This window comes from Schinkia acidoalkalinis, from assembly GCF_054301215.1.
The window spans coordinates 178,828-195,229 of the sequence record NZ_CP182573.1 but is presented as its reverse complement, the minus strand read 5'-3'; the positions used below and the strand labels follow the sequence as shown (position 1 = coordinate 195,229).

The 16,402-nt window shown below is 39.1% G+C and carries 14 protein-coding genes; 11 read left to right on the top strand and 3 right to left on the bottom strand.

Going from position 1 to position 16,402, the window contains the following annotated elements:
* The first annotated feature begins 90 nt into the window (after window positions 1–90).
* The 7 genes from ACNQFZ_RS00905 to ACNQFZ_RS00875 all read left to right on the top strand — a co-directional run bounded on the left by ACNQFZ_RS00905 (window position 91) and on the right by ACNQFZ_RS00875 (window position 8,054).
* Window positions 91–1,683: an AMP-binding protein gene (locus ACNQFZ_RS00905; protein ID WP_458413486.1), complete on the top strand. Its 1,593-nt coding sequence runs from the start codon at window positions 91–93 to the stop codon at window positions 1,681–1,683.
* Between the two features lie 50 nt (window positions 1,684–1,733).
* Complete coding sequence (locus ACNQFZ_RS00900) at window positions 1,734–3,320, top strand: AMP-binding protein (protein WP_458413485.1); 1,587 nt, start codon at window positions 1,734–1,736, stop codon at window positions 3,318–3,320.
* A 36-nt stretch (window positions 3,321–3,356) separates the two neighbouring features.
* Entirely contained in the window at window positions 3,357–4,430 is a 1,074-nt protein-coding gene (locus ACNQFZ_RS00895; protein WP_458413484.1) for a TRAP transporter substrate-binding protein, read from the top strand.
* 93 nt (window positions 4,431–4,523) lie between these two features.
* Entirely contained in the window at window positions 4,524–5,066 is a 543-nt protein-coding gene (locus tag ACNQFZ_RS00890; protein ID WP_458413483.1) for a TRAP transporter small permease, read from the top strand.
* 13 nt (window positions 5,067–5,079) lie between these two features.
* Window positions 5,080–6,351: a TRAP transporter large permease gene (locus ACNQFZ_RS00885; RefSeq protein WP_458413482.1), complete on the top strand. Its 1,272-nt coding sequence runs from the start codon at window positions 5,080–5,082 to the stop codon at window positions 6,349–6,351.
* A gap of 139 nt (window positions 6,352–6,490) precedes the next feature.
* Window positions 6,491–6,847, top strand: a complete 357-nt coding sequence (locus ACNQFZ_RS00880; RefSeq protein ID WP_458413481.1) for a Rieske (2Fe-2S) protein — start codon at window positions 6,491–6,493, stop codon at window positions 6,845–6,847.
* A 70-nt stretch (window positions 6,848–6,917) separates the two neighbouring features.
* Window positions 6,918–8,054 carry an amidohydrolase family protein gene (locus ACNQFZ_RS00875; RefSeq protein ID WP_458413480.1) on the top strand — a complete coding sequence of 379 codons (1,137 nt, stop codon included), beginning with the start codon at window positions 6,918–6,920 and terminating at the stop codon, window positions 8,052–8,054.
* Window positions 8,055–8,164: 110 nt separating this feature from the next.
* On the opposite strand, the gene ACNQFZ_RS00870 is transcribed toward ACNQFZ_RS00875, so the two are convergent.
* Window positions 8,165–9,106, bottom strand: coding sequence for an alpha/beta hydrolase (locus tag ACNQFZ_RS00870; protein WP_458413479.1), 942 nt, complete (start codon window positions 9,104–9,106; stop codon window positions 8,165–8,167).
* Between the two features lie 272 nt (window positions 9,107–9,378).
* On the opposite strand from ACNQFZ_RS00870, the gene ACNQFZ_RS00865 reads away from it, so the two are divergent.
* From ACNQFZ_RS00865 to ACNQFZ_RS00850, 4 genes are all read left to right on the top strand, one after another.
* Window positions 9,379–10,449, top strand: a complete 1,071-nt coding sequence (locus ACNQFZ_RS00865; protein ID WP_458413478.1) for a phosphotransferase family protein — start codon at window positions 9,379–9,381, stop codon at window positions 10,447–10,449.
* Between the two features lie 27 nt (window positions 10,450–10,476).
* Window positions 10,477–11,112: a TetR/AcrR family transcriptional regulator gene (locus ACNQFZ_RS00860; protein ID WP_458413477.1), complete on the top strand. Its 636-nt coding sequence runs from the start codon at window positions 10,477–10,479 to the stop codon at window positions 11,110–11,112.
* A gap of 170 nt (window positions 11,113–11,282) precedes the next feature.
* Window positions 11,283–12,464 carry an iron-containing alcohol dehydrogenase gene (locus ACNQFZ_RS00855; RefSeq protein WP_458413476.1) on the top strand — a complete coding sequence of 394 codons (1,182 nt, stop codon included), beginning with the start codon at window positions 11,283–11,285 and terminating at the stop codon, window positions 12,462–12,464.
* Window positions 12,465–12,563: 99 nt separating this feature from the next.
* Window positions 12,564–14,189: an acyl-CoA synthetase gene (locus tag ACNQFZ_RS00850; protein ID WP_458413475.1), complete on the top strand. Its 1,626-nt coding sequence runs from the start codon at window positions 12,564–12,566 to the stop codon at window positions 14,187–14,189.
* A 255-nt stretch (window positions 14,190–14,444) separates the two neighbouring features.
* On the opposite strand, the gene ACNQFZ_RS00845 is transcribed toward ACNQFZ_RS00850, so the two are convergent.
* Window positions 14,445–15,479: a zinc-binding dehydrogenase gene (locus ACNQFZ_RS00845; protein WP_458413474.1), complete on the bottom strand. Its 1,035-nt coding sequence runs from the start codon at window positions 15,477–15,479 to the stop codon at window positions 14,445–14,447.
* Window positions 15,480–15,655: 176 nt separating this feature from the next.
* On the bottom strand, window positions 15,656–16,168 hold the full coding sequence (locus ACNQFZ_RS00840; RefSeq protein WP_458413473.1) for a DUF3231 family protein: 513 nt from the start codon (window positions 16,166–16,168) through the stop codon (window positions 15,656–15,658).
* Window positions 16,169–16,402: the final 234 nt, after the last annotated feature.

Below are 16,402 nucleotides of genomic sequence, written 5' to 3'. Positions count from 1 at the left end.
TAAAGATTTTCATCCTAATATCTTATACACCATTTATCCAAACAGACGTTTGTTCTGATTTTCGATAAAACGAAGGGAGTGTAAAGCAGTATGTATAAAGGAATTCAGACATTCGGAAAAATTGTTGAATACCGTGCCAACGAAAATCCAAAAGCAAGATTTGTTCGCTTCCAAAATGTAGACCTTACGTATGGTCAGTTTCACCAAGCCGGCAATAAAATGGCAAACGTCATCAAATCTCTAAATCTGTCAAAAGGGCAAAAATGTGCTGTCATGCTGCCAAATAGCCCAGAATTTCTTACGGCATGGTTAGGCTTGGCCCGACTTGGTGTCATTGAGGTCCCTATCAATACATCATACCGTGGAGATTTGCTGCAATACATTCTCAATAAAGCGGAATGTCAAGCTATTGTCATCTCATCACAATGGGTGGAGCGAATCGAGCAAATCTCGGATGCATTGACCCATCTACGCCATGTTATTGTTGTAGGAAATGATTATGAAAGCGAAACATTACCAAGCCCAATATTGTGTCATTCTTTTGAGACATTAATGGCAAATGTATGTGATGATCCAGTTGATGTTGACATCAAACCTAGCGACCCTTCACTGATTTTATTTACTTCAGGAACAACCGGACCTTCTAAAGGTGCAATTCTTTGCCATCGTGCCAACTTTTCTCTTGCTGAAACGTGTTGTGACCTAATGAATTACAGCGCTGAAGACCGATTTTTCACAGTATTTCCGTTATTCCATGTCAATGCCCGCTACGCAACGATATTACCAGCATTACTTGCTGGTGCTGATGTTGTAATGCACGAGCGTTTCTCTGCTTCAAAATTTTGGGACATTTGTCGTGCAGAGCAAATTACTACATTTACGTATATGGGTTCTCTTCTGACAATTTTAATGAAACAGCCGGAACGCTCCGACGATGCTGAAAATCCAGTCCGTCAAATTCAAGGTGCGCCAGTGCCACTGGAAATCTATGAGGACTTCGAGAAACGTTTTAATATAAAAATTACTGAAGCGTACGGGTCAACAGAGGTAGGTTTAGCAATGGTGAATCGTGCCGAAACATTCCGGTTAGGATCGTGCGGGAAAGCGGTCCCCATTTATGAAGTAGAAATTCATGATGAGAATGACAACCCATGCCCAATTGGGGAAGTTGGTGAAATCGTTGTGCGGCCAAGGGAAGCAAATGTATTATTCTCCGGTTATTATGGAATGCCCGAAGCGACGGTTGAAACATGGAAAAACCTATGGTTCCACACTGGAGACCGCGGCCAAATGGATGAGGACGGTTATTACTATTTTGTTGATCGTAAAAAAGATGTCATCCGCCGTCGGGGGGAGAATATTTCATCATACGAAATCGAACGTGTGATTAACACTCACCCTAAAATAAAGGAAGCAGCATTAGTTGGTGTACCTTCCGAACTTTCTGAGGAAGAAGTACTTGCAGTTGTGGTTTTACGAGAAGGGGAATTCCTAGAGCCAGAAGAACTTCTTGATTTTTGCCAGCCTCGAATGGCTTACTTTGCTGTCCCTCGTTATATAAGGTATGTGAAGGAGTTTCCAAGAACACCATCACAAAGAATTGAGAAATACAAACTTCGTGCCGAAGGGATAACCTCAGATACATGGGATCGGGAAAGAGTTGGCTATAAAATTTTAAAATAATTTGGATAGTACCAATTTGATAATCAGGATGATTGCGTGGGAGGGCTAACATGTACAGAGGTATTGAAACATTTGGGGAAATTGTAAAATACCGGGCTGAAACGAAAGCATCTGAAAGATTTATCCGTTTTGAGAATCGAGATTTGACATACGAGGAATTTCACCTGAGTGGTAATAAGGTTGCTAATTTCATAGCATCTCTTGGACTAGCGAAAGGGCAAACCTGTGCGGTTATGCTGCCAAATAGTCCTGAGTTTTTAGCAACATGGTTGGGTCTTGCTCGTCTTGGAGTAATCGAAGTTCCAATAAATACAGCCTTCCGCGGTGATTTACTCGTATACATCCTTAATAAAGCAGAATGTCAAGCAATTGTTATTTCATCGCAATGGGTTGAACGCTTACATCATATTTTAGGAGAGCTAACACATTTGCGTCATGTCATTGTAGTTGGAGAAGAATACCACCCTGCGAGAGGTAAGATCACTTGGCATTCCTATAATGAAATGATAAATAAAGTGAGTGATGCACCCGTTGATGTAAGAATTAAACCAAAAGACCCGGCCCTTATTCTTTTTACATCAGGAACAACAGGCCCATCAAAAGGTGTCATACTCTGCCATCAAGCAAATTTTAGTGTAGCGAAGACAGCCTGTGAACTCATGAATTATAACCAGAATGATCGGTTATTTACTGCTTTTCCATTATTTCATGTCAATGCCCGCTATACGACAATTCTTGTAGCTTTGTTGGTTGGTTGTGATGTCGTCATGCATTCAAGATTTTCTGCCTCAAAATTCTGGGATATTTGCCGAACTGAAAATATAACAGCCTTTAACTTCATGGGAACACTTCTTACGATGTTAATGAAACAGCCGGAACTTTCAAACGATGCTGATAATCCTGTAAAAAAAGCATTTGGCGCACCAACACCCCTTGAAATATATGAAGAGTTTGAGTCAAGGTTTCAAGTGAAAATCTCCGAGGTTTACGGCTCGACAGAACTTGGGACTGCTTTATATAATCCGGCCGAATCTTTCCGAAAGGGATCTTGCGGCTACCCTGTGCCAGTTTACGAGGTTGAAATTCATGATGAAGATGGGAATCCATGCCCCCCTGGTGTGGCTGGAGAAATTGTAGCACGCCCTAAACAACCTAATATCATGTTTTCAGGGTATTATGGAATGCCGGAAGCAACTGTAGATGTATGGCGCAATCTATGGTTTCATACTGGTGATACGGGTCGTATGGACGAAGATGGTTATTTCTACTTTATTGATCGGAAAAAAGATGTTGTTCGCAGGAGGGGTGAAAACATTTCATCGTATGAAGTTGAACGTGTAATCAATGACCACCCAAAAGTATTTGAATCTGCTGTCATAGGCGTCCCATCGGAACTTTCAGAAGAGGAAGTACTTGCGATCATTATTGTAAAAGAAGGTAAACAACTGCAACCTGAAGAACTACTTGACTTCTGTCAAGATCGTATGGCCCACTTTGCGGTTCCAAGGTTTATCCGATTTGTAAAGGAATTACCAAAAAACACATCACAAAGAGTGGAAAAGTATAAATTACGCCAAGAAGGAATTTCTGCAGATACATGGGACCGTGAATTGGTAGGATATAAAGTTCGTAGATAAACGATATCTATTTAGCTATGACAGGAGGTAAATGATTTGAAAAAATTCAATATCGGGTTATGTCTTGTTCTAGTCCTAAGCTTCTTATTAGCAGCTTGTGGAAATACATCTCAAAAGGGCGGCAATGAAGCCAATGCAGCAGGTTCCTCTGGGCAGGAAAAATATGTTTTAAAGCTAGCACACGCTTATCCTACAGCATCATTCATGCAAACTTTTATGGAATGGTTTAGTGAGGAAGTGCAAAAACGTAGTAACGGCCGGCTAACAATAGAAATCTTTCCGAATGGACAGTTAATGCCTCCAGATCAAGAAGTACCTGCAATTTTACAAGGTCAAATCGATATGAGTCACACATCTTCACCGGTTTTAACAAGCTTTGACCCAATTTGGAACTTTTATGAGTTGCCGTTTATCTTTGATTATGATCCAAAGGATCCGGCTGTCTTTTTACAGAACAGGATGAAATTTAATCAGAGTGTGAATGGTGGACAAAAATTAAAACAAAGAATGGAGGAAAAAGGAATAAAAGTCTTATCCCTTGGCTTTGTTGATATGTTTGGTTCAGTATACACAACTGATGATAAAAATTTAGTTACAGGACCAGATAGTGCAAAAGGTTTAAAACTCAGAACACCAGGAGGATTAATTGGCCCTGAAACAGCCAAAGCCATTGGTGCAAGTAGTATGACAATCGCAGGTGCAGAGGTCATTACAGCATTACAGCAAAAAACTGTGGATGGACTATTAACAACACCAATTTATGCTTCAGACGCGAAATTACCAGTTAAGTCATTGTCTGTAGTACCTCTTTTCAACAGTGTTACACCACTTATTATTTCAAAAAAGAAATTTGAATCATTACCGGAGGATCTTCAACAAATTCTTGTTGAGACTGGAAAGGATTTAGAAGATCATGCCATGAAAATGGTAGAGGAAAAAGCCCGAACTGCGTATCAAAATCTTGAAAAAGAAGGAGTAAAAATCTACTACCCTACTCCTGAAGAAATAAAGGAATGGGAGGAAGCAACGAACCCGGCAAGGGAAGTCTTTGTAAAGCAAGTCGATGGTGGAAAAGAGCTGTTAGATGAACTTGCTAATTTAAAACAATAGAAGATCGTATAGGAATACACCGTTTTAAAAGCAATTCATGAGTTCAATAGAACGTCTATTGAACTCAGTTACTCTATAAGGAGTTGATACGGCATGGAAATAATCAAAAAAATAGAAACTTCAACTCGATATCTAGACAGAATACTAGAAGGAACTGCCTTGATTTGTTTAGGTATTAGTGTGTTAGGCGCTGTCGTTAATGTTTTCTTACGTTATGTAATGGATATGTCCTATCAATTAATAGAAGAAATTTGCCGCTATGCCATTATTTACGGTGTTTTTGCTTATATTGGGCCGTTAATCAAAAAAGGGGACCATTTGAAGATGGATATTTTGCAAGGACTCCTGAAAGGAAAACGGAAGTTTGTAAATGAAATTTTTATTAGTATCCTTTTATTTGCCTCTTTTGTTTTCCTATTTCGATCAAGTTTTATCTGGACGGCATCTCTTTTAAGTATGAAAGTGATGACGGTTTCTGGGATAATGCTGATGTATATTCCCACACTTGCAATACCAATTGGAATGTTCCTAGGTTGTCTATATTCTGCTTTCCAACTTATTATCGATTATCGTAATTTACTTCATTACAAAAGAAGTGATGACATTGTTTCAGTAGAATCGAATACTGGAAGTTAAGGGGGAAAGTAAGATGCTATTAACAATTGGATTTTTAATATTTGTAGTCCTGTTGATAATTGGGGCCCCAATTTGGTTAGCTCTAGGGATGAGCGGCGGGTTTTGGATCATTGTTCAAATGGGGTTACCCCTTGAAACGATACCATCCCAATTTTTTATTTCGGTAGATTCGTGGATATTATTGGCTGTGCCTTATTTTCTATTAGCTGGAAATTTAATGACTTTCATGGGGCCCGCCGGTAGGATGTTTAAATTTATCAATGACCTGGTTGGGCATCTACCAGGAGGTATGCCAGCAGCGGTTGTTGTGACATCTGCAATTTTTGGAGCACTCTCAGGATCTTCAGTAGCAACCGTAGTTGCGGTAGGGTCGATGGCCATCCCACAAATGATAAAGATGGGGTATTCAAAAGAGAACAGCTATGGGGTTTTAGCAGCATCGGGCACATTGGGTCAAATGATACCACCTAGTATTTTTATGATTTTGTTCGCATCCTCTACGCAACTTGATCCGGGCAAGCTTTTTATGGCTGGAGTCGTTCCGGGAATCTTTATGGCTCTTGTATTAGTAATAGTTTCTATTCTAGTGGGCTTACGGCATGAAAAAGAAAGGAAGAAGAGGAGCAGTCTGGCTGAAATAGGCAGATCCTTCCTAGATGCCATCCCGTCTTTATTGATGCCAATTATTATTCTAGGAGGAATATATGGTGGTGTGTTTACACCAACTGAAGCAGCAGCGATTGCTGTAATCTATGTGCTCATTATTAGCTATTTGTTTAACAGAAAAGAATTCACGAAAGAGAACATGAAAAAAAGCTTCATCTACACTATGGTTACAACAGCCGTCGTCTATATTTTACTAGGCGGTGCTAAATTATTTGCAACAGCCATGACATATATTCAAGTCCCCCAGAAGATTACAGAATTTGCTGTTCATATCGATGTTGCGGATTGGATGATTATGTTAATCATCATTTTGGTTTTCCTGATTTTTGGAATGTTTTTAGATGCGGTTCCAATCTTATATATTACTTTACCTATACTATATCCTGTCGTTATGAGTTTAGGTTATGATCCTATTCACTTTGCCATCATTACTGTTGCTAGCTTAATGATTGGTCAAATCACTCCACCAGTTGGTTCTTGTTTATATGCTATTAGTGGACATTTTAAGGAAAACATGGGTGTGGTAGTAAGAGGTGCCAACCCTTATCTAATCGGATTAATTATTTCTACACTTGTCCTTTTATATGTACCATGGCTAAGTCTATTCTTATTTAAGTAAAAGGAGAAATCAGAAACTATCAAAATATGGCGATAATTAGTTTCTGAAAATTCGAAATTATAATTGATTTCTATATTTTAGAGTTGATATAATAAAACAAACAAACGACTGTTTGTTAAGGTCAAAGGAGGGTCTTACTTTGGAAAGAAATGTTTTATGTAAAAAAGGGGATATCTTGCCTGGCGAAACAAAAATATTTCATGTTAGAAGAACTTCTATCGCCCTCGTACGGAAGCAAAATGACGAGCTTTATGCTGTACGAAACAGCTGTCCACATCAAGGTGCTGAGTTAGCAAAAGGGGTTCTAAGAGGTGCACCACGTGCTGAAGAGATTGGTGATATCTGTTATGAGAAACCAGGCGGATTCCTCTATTGTCCATGGCATCATTGGGCTTTTGATGTTGAGACCGGCTGTTCCATGCACGATCCAAGTAGTACTAAAATAAAGACATATGATGTGAAAATAGAAGGTGAAGATATCGTTATTTACGAGTAAGGATATCTTCAATCACATCTACCGAAAACGCATACATGAACATGGAATAATGACCGAAGGGGGATAAAAAATGAGTAAAACAATTGAAAAGAGTAGGGAACAATCTACTGTTAGAAAAGGTTTAATACCTGTTATAGATTGCGACGTCCATCCAAACCCTCGTAGTTATGAAGATCTTAATCCTTATTTAAGCGATTACTGGAGAGATTTCTTGACTGATTGTAAATGGAAAGGAGTTTTCCCAGGAATACCAGTCATGGCCATTGTTGCGAATGCTGGACACCGGATGGACAGTATTCCTCCTGAGGGTGGTTTAGGTTGTTCCTCCCTTAGTTTTTATAGAAAAGAGGTAGCGGACAAATATAATTATGCGAATTCTATTCTATTTCCAGACTCTACATTTATGTTGTCAGCCTCACCACAGCACGAAATGGCTACTGCCGTAGCATCTGCGTATAATGACTGGCAAATCGAACATTGGTTATCCAAGGATCCAAGTCTACGTGGTTCCGTCGTCATTGCCTCCCAAGACCCGGAAGCTGCTGCACGTGAAATTGATCGCGTAGGTAGTCATCCACAGATGATTCAAGTTGGCTTATCGATACATTCACCTTATGGTGGATGGGGTGACAAACGTTATCATCCAATTTGGGAGGCAGCACTCCGAAACGGATTAGTATGTACTTTCCATGTTTCTGTTCCAGGTGGTTTATTTAGGCAGGGCCCCGTTCTAGGAAACTATTATCCAGAAGGGCAGACGAATAACGGCTTAACTTTCCAAGCGCAAGTTAATAGTATTATCTTTGGTGGAGTGTTGGAGAAATATCAGAATTTGAGGATGGTCTTCGTGGAAGGTGGCTTTGCATGGCTTCCGAATCTCATGTATACAATGGATACACATTGGCGTAATTTAAAACGTGAAGTACCTTGGATTAAACGCCCACCAAGCCAGCAAGTTCGAGATCAAATGTGGTTTGGAACACAACCACTTATAGAGCCTGAGAGACATGAGGATGAAGATCATGTTGTTCAAATTATAAAAATGATCGGCGAAAATAAAATTCTCTTCGCTAGTGATTACCCACATTGGGAATTTGACGCCCCGCATGCGGCATTAGCTAAATTCCCTAGTGATCTTAAGAGAAAAGTTCTTTATAAAAATGCAGTTGATTTATTTGGATTGCCAGATCCAACAATGGAGAAGTAAATTAAAAATAGCAGGTGCTTATCTGGCACCTGCTATTTTTATACTAATTGAAACGAGTAGCCACTTCCTTTTGAAAAGAAAGTGGCTATAACTATCATTAAATATTAAATTTAAAAAAATCTATTTTTGATCGCAACTGTAATTTGCTCAAGTGCTCTCTTGGCGTCTTCCATAAGAACTGGCATCCAGAAGAAGCCATGAATTTGCCCATTGTATCGTTTATGTTCAACAGGCACTCCTACTGCTTGTAATCGTGCTGCATAGGCTTCGCCTTCGTCCCGTAAGACGTCATATTCTGCAGTAATTACTACAGCTGGCGGCAACCCAGAAACATCTTCAGCAAGAAGAGGAGAAGCATATGGATGGGCTTTTTCCTCTGGACTATTTAAGTATTGGTCAGCAAACCAATGCATTGCTGCTGTTTCTAAGTAATGACCTTCACCATTCTCACGATAGGATTGCGTATTATAAGAAAAATCGGTTACAGGATAAAGAAGAATTTGCAGGCCAATATCTGGTCCGCCCCGGTGTTTGGCCATTAAAGGAATAACTGCTGCAAGATTGCCTCCCGCACTATCACCACCGACGGCGATTCGAGTAGGATCTCCATTATATTCTGAAATATTTTCTGCCACCCATTTAGTTGCTGCATAACAGTCTTCCGGCCCTACAGGGAATTTATATTCAGGTGCTAAGCGATAGTCTACAGAAACTACCAAACATCCGGTGGAATTTGTAACCGCACGAAGGATCGGGTCAATGACATCAAGGTCTCCTAATACCCAACCGCCACCGTGGTAATAGACAAAGACCGGAAAAGGTCCTTCACCTGTAGGAGTGTAAAGGCGTAACTCAATCTCCGTATTATCAACTGGAATCTTAATATCTTCCACCTTGGCAACCTGCTGTGGCTCCCCAGTCACATCCTTATAAAAGGCGAGAAGGCCATCACGGTTTTCTTGAACAGACATTTGTTCAATAGCTGGAGCACCATTTGCTTTTGCTTGGGCTATTTGATCTAATAGCTTTTTTACCTCAGGTTGTAATGTCATAATTGTTCCTCCTTCTAATAGTTTGATTTCCACTTCATTGATTATTTAATGAGCTATTAACCTGTCAATTCGGGAAGTGTACGTGCAATGCTGAAAAAGTTAAATCGCTTACAAAAAAGTGGTACAGTAAATCATAAGCAACTTTATATAGGAAAATTACAAAAAATTAATATTTTTGGAAAATTTAAAATATAGAATTGCTACCTTTCTTGAAAGTTGATATAATAATTCAAACAAACGGTAGATTCATTTACCGTAGAGGTGGTGCTGATATGAAACAATCACAAAATTATGAAACGATTCCGATTCGGAATGGAGAAGATTTTGATCAGGAAGCCTTAAGAAAATATTTACATGAACATGTAGGAGATTTTCCTAACAGACCTCTAAAAATAAAACAATATCCAACAGGAGTGTCTAATTTAACGTACCTGGTCCGTAGTGGGGAATGGGAAGCTGTTATGCGTCGCCCACCATCAGGACCTTTGCCGCCAAAAGCACATGACATGAAGCGGGAATCAGATCTATTAGCGAAACTCTATCCCGTATTCCCACTTGTTCCAAAACCTTATGCCTACTGTGATGATAAGGAAGTGATAGGAACAACGTTTTATGTGATGGAAAGAAAACAAGGGGTCGTATTAGATGACCAGTTTCCGAAAGGGTTCCATGTTACTGAGGAATTATGTCAAGAGATATCCCATGCTGTTGTTGATGCACTTGCCGGGCTCCATTCAGTTGATTATGTAGGGGCAAATCTATCTAGTCTTGGACGTCCTAATGGTTTTTTAGAAAGACAGGTCCATGGTTGGATTGAGCGCTATAGAAGATCAAAAACAGACGATCTACCTTATTTCGAGTCATTAGCGAACTGGTTTGTAGGACACATACCAACCTCCCAATATGCGAGTATTATTCATAATGATTACAAACTCAACAATATGCTCCTTTCCAAAGACTATCGCAAGATTGAAGCGATTCTGGATTGGGAAATTGCCACGATCGCTGATCCATTCTTTGACCTGGCCGGGGCATTGGGGTATTGGATGGAAGCAGGTGATCCTGACTATCTAAAAGAAAGTCTGCCAACTGTAACAACAATGCCTGGCTTTATCAAGCGTACCGATTTTATTCAAAGGTATTCAGAAAAAACAGGCTGGGATATTCCGGATTTAAACTTTTACATGGCCTTTACTTATTTTAAACTTGCTGTTGTCTTGCAACAGATCTATTACCGTTGGAAAATTGGGCAAACGAACGACAACCGTTTTGAAAATTTTATAGATAAAGTAAAAAACCTCATGCTTTATGCGCATGAAGTTTGTGAGACTAAAAAATATTAATATTTTTTGATAGGTGGGGGCAAATGTATGGCAAAAACAAACGAGAAAAAAACAACAAAAAAATCATCTAGAAAATTCAATGAAATTGTAAATGCGGCAGCCAAGGTTTTTCGGGAAAAAGGTTATAAGGAAGCAACATTAGAGGATATTGCTAGCGAAGTTGGAATGTTAAAAGGTAGCCTTTATTATTATATAAATAAAAAAGAAGATTTATTATATGCCGTTGTTGAAAGACCGCTAGGCGAGATGACAGAGAATCTAAAGGAAATTGTAAATTCCTCAGACGCACCATCGGTAAAATTAGAGAAAGCATTAAAAAATCATATTTATAGTTTTGAAAAATATCAAAGCGAATTGTTTGTTTGGATTTCAATTGAATGGTTCAAGTCCGAATTCGGTGGGGATATTGCCACGTTGGGTGACGAATACGATCAACTATTTCGAAAAATAGTCTTAGAAGGGATCGAAAAGAAAGAGTTTCGCAATGATTTAGATCCAAAGCTAATGACATTTGCAATATTTGGTGTTTTTAATTATATGCAGCGCTGGTATTCACCAAATAACATCTATACATTTAATGAAATTTCACGGCAATTTAATGCTTTTGTTCTTCAAGGAATTATTGAGAAAGATATATTATGCTCATCAAAAAATGATGAGTGATGGTTCCATAAGACGTCTATCTGATTAAGATGGACGTTTTTTCCTTTTATTGAAATAAAAAAATTTCCGATACAGCATATAACAAGGAGTGCCTGTCATATAATTTATTAAAACAAACAATAGTTTGATACATCATAGATGAAATCATTGGAATACAAGGGGGGAATGAAATGTTCTACCAATACCTGCCTGTTGAACGGATTCATTATGGAATCAACGTAGTTAGAGACCAACTCTTACCTGAAATGAAAAGTTTGGGTGCGAAAAAGGCTTTGATTGTCACAACAAATAGTATGCTGCAGACTAAAGCATATAAAGAGCTGTTCACCTCACTTCTTGATAACGGAATAGATACATATGAGGTCTGTTCTAAGCAGCATGTGCCCGGAAACATTTTAATGAAGGAGATCCAAGAGATTAATCATTTTAATCCTGAAGTGATTATCAGTTGCGGTGGAGGTAGTCCGATTGATGCGGCTAAAATTCTTTCATTCGTCTTAGCCGAAAAAATACAGTCTGAAGAGGAATTATATCCTTATTCGGAAAATAAGAAAGAAAAAGTTCCAAAGATGGAAAACTTCATTCCACATATTGCGATTCCAACAACGCTGTCTGCTTCTGAGTATACAAGTATAGCAGGCGTGACAAACCAAAGAGATCATTTGAAATATAAATTTTCTCATGTAAATATGACGCCAACCTTCGTTTTTTTAGACCCTGTTTTTACAATAGAAACCCCAGAATGGCTCTGGATTTCAACGGGTATTCGCGCAGTAGACCATGCAGTTGAAACATTATATTCTCCAATTCCAAATCCAGTTAACTCTAGTTTAGCCTTGCAAGCATTGAAGAAGCTATATGATTATTTACCACTTTCAAGGGAAAATACGAACAACCTACAATATCGACTGGAATGCCAATTAGGGGCATGGCTGTCTCTATTTTCAGTTGTTAATATTAAATTGGGATTGTCCCACAGTATCGGCCATCAATTAGGTGCGCTTTTTAATATACCCCATGGGATGACTTCGGCCATTATGCTGCCGCATGTGATGGAGTTTCTTTTGCCGCGGACGTATAAGGAACAGGCACAAATACTGGAGGTTTTAGGAAAAAGTAAATCGGATGGAAATGTGGAGGAACAAGCTTGCCAAGCGCCTATCCTAATAAGGGAGCTCATTCAAGGCTTGGACATTCCATATCGGTTAAGAGATTTTAATGTTGCAAAAGACAGCATTCCGCTAGTTGTAGAAAATATTTTAAAAGACATCAAAGGCGAAGAAAATTCTTTTGTTTTGGATACAGAGGATTTGAACAGTGAAATAACTGCGCTTTTAGAAGCAGCTTGGTAAGTACAACCCCTTAACGAAATAGCTGTAAAAGGCTTGATTATGAACATGGTATTCTGAATATTCAAAATATATGATACTTATTATTGAGGTGAATGAAAGGTGCTATACGAACAACTTCTGGACAGTTTTTCTTGGGATAAGGTCATTAAGACGTTTGATTGGGATATTCATGAAAAGTTTAATATGGGGCACGAATGTTGTGATCGTTGGGCCGCCGATACTAATCGCATCGCCGTTTGTTGGGAAGATGAAGCCGGAAATACGGATGTTTGGACATTTCATCGATTGAAAGAGCAATCGAATAAGATGGCAAACGCCCTTCGCTCCCTTGGCGTCCAGAAAGGGGATCGTGTCGCTGGACTACTTGGCAAGGATATGGAACTTATTCTTACCGTATTGGCGACATGGAAAATAGGGGCTGTTTATGTACCAATGTTTACAGCCTTTGGTCCTGAAGCGATTTCTTATCGATTAAATGATTCTGGTTGTAAAGTTCTTTTGACAAATCAAGAACAAGCACAAAAAATAGCAGGAATGGATATTCCATGCAAGCTTATTTTGGCTGACGGTTCGTCAAGTGATTGCCTTAGTTTTTGGGAATTTATTCAGCCGTTTTCATCTGAGCACGAAATCGAACCAACCAATATCATGGACCCATGTGTCATTCAATATACATCGGGATCGACAGGTATGCCGAAAGGGGCTGTTTGGGCCCATAAAATTTTACTTAGCTCCTATCCGTATGTAAGGTATGCGATCGGAGTTGCAGATGACGATGTATTTTTTGGCGGCGCTGATTTAGGTTGGGCATTCGGGCTTATCAATTGCACTTTTGTCCCTTTAAGCTATGGTGTAAATATCCTTGCTTATAAAGGATCTTTTAAAGTAGAGAAAACTTATCAGTTGTTAGAAAAATATAATGTCACGAATTTCGCCTATGCGCCAACGGCATATAGAATGATGATGGCATCTGGCTCTGAGTTGGTAAAACAATATTCATTCAAAGTTAGAAAATTTAGCAGTGCGGGTGAACCACTAAACGCTGAGGTTGTTCGTTTCTTTAGGGAAAACTTTGGAAGGGAAATTTATGATCATTATGGATGTACAGAAACCGGAATGATTGTTGATAACTTTAATGTAACTAATATGGTTGTCAAACCGGGTTCAATGGGATTACCTTCACCAGGATTTAACATTGCCTTATTGGATGAAGATGGTAACTCAGTTGATAATGGAAAGGTAGGCCAAATCGCTGTTGATACCACGGCTTTCCCGTTCTTCTTCTTAGGCTATTGGCAGGATCCTGAGAAAACGAAGGAAAAAATAAAAGGTAAATGGCTATTGACCGGTGACCTTGCAAGCAAGGATGAAGATGGATACTTCTGGTTTGAGGGCCGTTCTGATGATATTATTTCTAGCGCTGGCTATCGTATTGGCCCTTTCGAAGTGGAAAGCAGTCTCTTGGAGCATCCTGCTGTCGCAGAAACTGCCGTGATTGGTAAACCAGATCCTTCCAAGGGAGAAATCGTTAAGGCCTATGTCGTTCTTAAAGATGCATATGAGCCTACAGATGAACTAGCGCAACAATTAAGTGCTTTCGTTAAGAATAAACTATCTAAACATCAATATCCAAGAGAAGTGGAGTTTGTCGATAGTCTCCCTAAAACTCCAAGTGGTAAAATTCAGAGATTCCTTTTAAAAGCAAAAGAGCGGGCAGCAAAGTAATCAGGGATTGAGAGTTTTCTAGCAAGATAGGAGGGAGAAAATGGTTGAGTATATTTTCACCTTGATATTGTTAGGATTTTTCGAATCACAGTAAGAACAAAGATAAATATATGGTAGCGCTTAATGACACAGGCCTGACTCCTCCTTCATTACATAAGGGGGAGTTTTTGCGTTATCACAAAAAATATTGAAAGCAATTGAATAAAACTCAAAAAAGTGCAGACCATTATGTCTGCACTTTTTACTTCTATAAAGTTACTCGAATTTTGTTACGACAAATGTGCCGGTAGTTGCAAATTTACTCATTTCCTCAAATATTGACTGAACTTCAGAAAGTGAAACTTCACGGGTTACCATTTTTCCAGGATTTAAGCGACCTTGTGCTACTAAAGGTAGCATGGAGTTGAAGCGATGAGCTGGCATACCAAGTGTTGTCTCAAATTTTATTTCATTCACGACCATATGATCGACAGGTAGTGAAATAAATCCGGCTTCTTTTTTGGTTGTTACACCAATTTGTAGGTGTCTCCCTTTTTTTCTTAAACTGTTAATTGCATTTACGCATGTCTGACTAATGCCAAGAGCATCAACAGAAACATGAGCACCACCATTTGTTAACTCTTTAACAGCCTCAATAGGGTTTGTCTGGTTACTATTAATTGTATATAAGGCACCTAGTTGTTTCGCTAGATTAAGATTATTATCGTTTATATCTACGCCAATGACGTTTGCCCCGATAGCGGTAGCTATGTTGATAGCAGATAGACCTACACCACCGCAACCATAAATGACAACCCATTCACCAGGTTGAACCTTACTTTTCCCAACAATTCCTTCAAACGCTGTCATAAAACGACAACCAAGAGCAGCACCGTCAGTGAAACTCACTTCTTCAGGAAGATGGATGACATTGCGGTCTCCTAAAGGAACAGCGACATATTCTCCGTATCCACCTGAATAGGCTAAGCCGGGAACCAGAAATGAGTCACATAGATGTGTATGTCCCTGAAGACAATGAGGACATGTTCCATCACTGCCCGAAAATGGGACAATCACTCGATCACCTCGCTTGAAATTTTTTATGTTTTTCCCAACTTCTTCAACGATACCGCTCATTTCATGCCCCATGACTGGTGCTGTAATTGGTAAATCCCCAGCCCATACATGCCAATCACTGCGACATACGCCATTTGCCTTTACATTTACGAGAATACCATTATCATCAATTGTTGGCTCGGATACATCTTTCACAGTAATTTTTTTTACATCCTCAATTACAAGCGCTTTCATTTTTAAAATCCCCCTTTATTAACTTTAATTATATATTTTAATGTTTATTTGAAAATTCCATATAAAGTATGTACGGCACCCCCAAAAAGGAGCTATTTCATAATGGTGTACATCCCCTTAAAATAAAAAAAGAAGAGGCAACGATTGAACGTTACCTCTTCTTATGTATTCACATATTAACAATCTTCAGTTTTATTATGGTGGAGTGGTGGTGGAATAAGCCAACCTTTTTCCTTGTTTAATCGCAAAGCTTTTGCAGCAAGAGCAGCTTTTTGCATATGGAACTGGCCAAACATCATGGCAATATCCTCACGAATACATTGAGCAACTACGCCGCTGCAGGATACTAACCCTGCGCCCAAAGAAACCGATAAATGGGCGGCAATTTCAGGGTCCAGAAATCGTGCTCCTACAGGTATATCTTCAAGACAAGCCTTTGGTCGTTCTGGTGATGCTGGTGGAAGTCCCACTCCATTTTCTTTTAAAAGAGCTTCAATTTGTTTTTCTTCCTGTTGGCATTGTTGAATACACTCCTCCAACAATTTTCGTAAATCCTCATCACCAGTATGGTTAATCTTTGTCTGATAACCAGCAATAGATTGCTTTGCCGCTAATAAAAATGACCAGGTTGAAAACACTTCACCGTAATGCATTGGTTCATCTTTTGGATTCCCACTTAAAATTCCCATAAAGACACTCCTTACTATGTTTGTAAAATTCATCTTATTCTCCTAGATAAGTTAGATACTGTTGTTCCACGATCTAAGGGAGAAACAAGCGTGGATGTTGTACTAGTCATGGTTCCCAACTGTACAAATTCATTGTTTGTATTTAGTAATAGATTTATTCAGTCTAATCTTTCAAATAATGAATGGAAAAACCTTCACTCTATAGTACTTTTCACCATTTCTTAATATTTTTGG

Bases quoted from the DNA above. Each gene is read 5' to 3' on its own strand.
- ACNQFZ_RS00905 (WP_458413486.1), top strand. From the start codon at position 91: ATGTATAAAGGAATTCAGACATTCGGAAAAATTGTTGAATACCGTGCC.
- ACNQFZ_RS00900 (WP_458413485.1), top strand. From the start codon at position 1,734: ATGTACAGAGGTATTGAAACATTTGGGGAAATTGTAAAATACCGGGCT.
- ACNQFZ_RS00890 (WP_458413483.1), top strand. From the start codon at position 4,524: ATGGAAATAATCAAAAAAATAGAAACTTCAACTCGATATCTAGACAGA.
- ACNQFZ_RS00885 (WP_458413482.1), top strand. From the start codon at position 5,080: ATGCTATTAACAATTGGATTTTTAATATTTGTAGTCCTGTTGATAATT.
- ACNQFZ_RS00875 (WP_458413480.1), top strand. From the start codon at position 6,918: ATGAGTAAAACAATTGAAAAGAGTAGGGAACAATCTACTGTTAGAAAA.
- ACNQFZ_RS00870 (WP_458413479.1), bottom strand. From the start codon at position 9,106: ATGACATTACAACCTGAGGTAAAAAAGCTATTAGATCAAATAGCCCAA.
- ACNQFZ_RS00865 (WP_458413478.1), top strand. From the start codon at position 9,379: ATGAAACAATCACAAAATTATGAAACGATTCCGATTCGGAATGGAGAA.
- ACNQFZ_RS00860 (WP_458413477.1), top strand. From the start codon at position 10,477: ATGGCAAAAACAAACGAGAAAAAAACAACAAAAAAATCATCTAGAAAA.
- ACNQFZ_RS00855 (WP_458413476.1), top strand. From the start codon at position 11,283: ATGTTCTACCAATACCTGCCTGTTGAACGGATTCATTATGGAATCAAC.
- ACNQFZ_RS00845 (WP_458413474.1), bottom strand. From the start codon at position 15,479: ATGAAAGCGCTTGTAATTGAGGATGTAAAAAAAATTACTGTGAAAGAT.
- ACNQFZ_RS00840 (WP_458413473.1), bottom strand. From the start codon at position 16,168: ATGGGAATTTTAAGTGGGAATCCAAAAGATGAACCAATGCATTACGGT.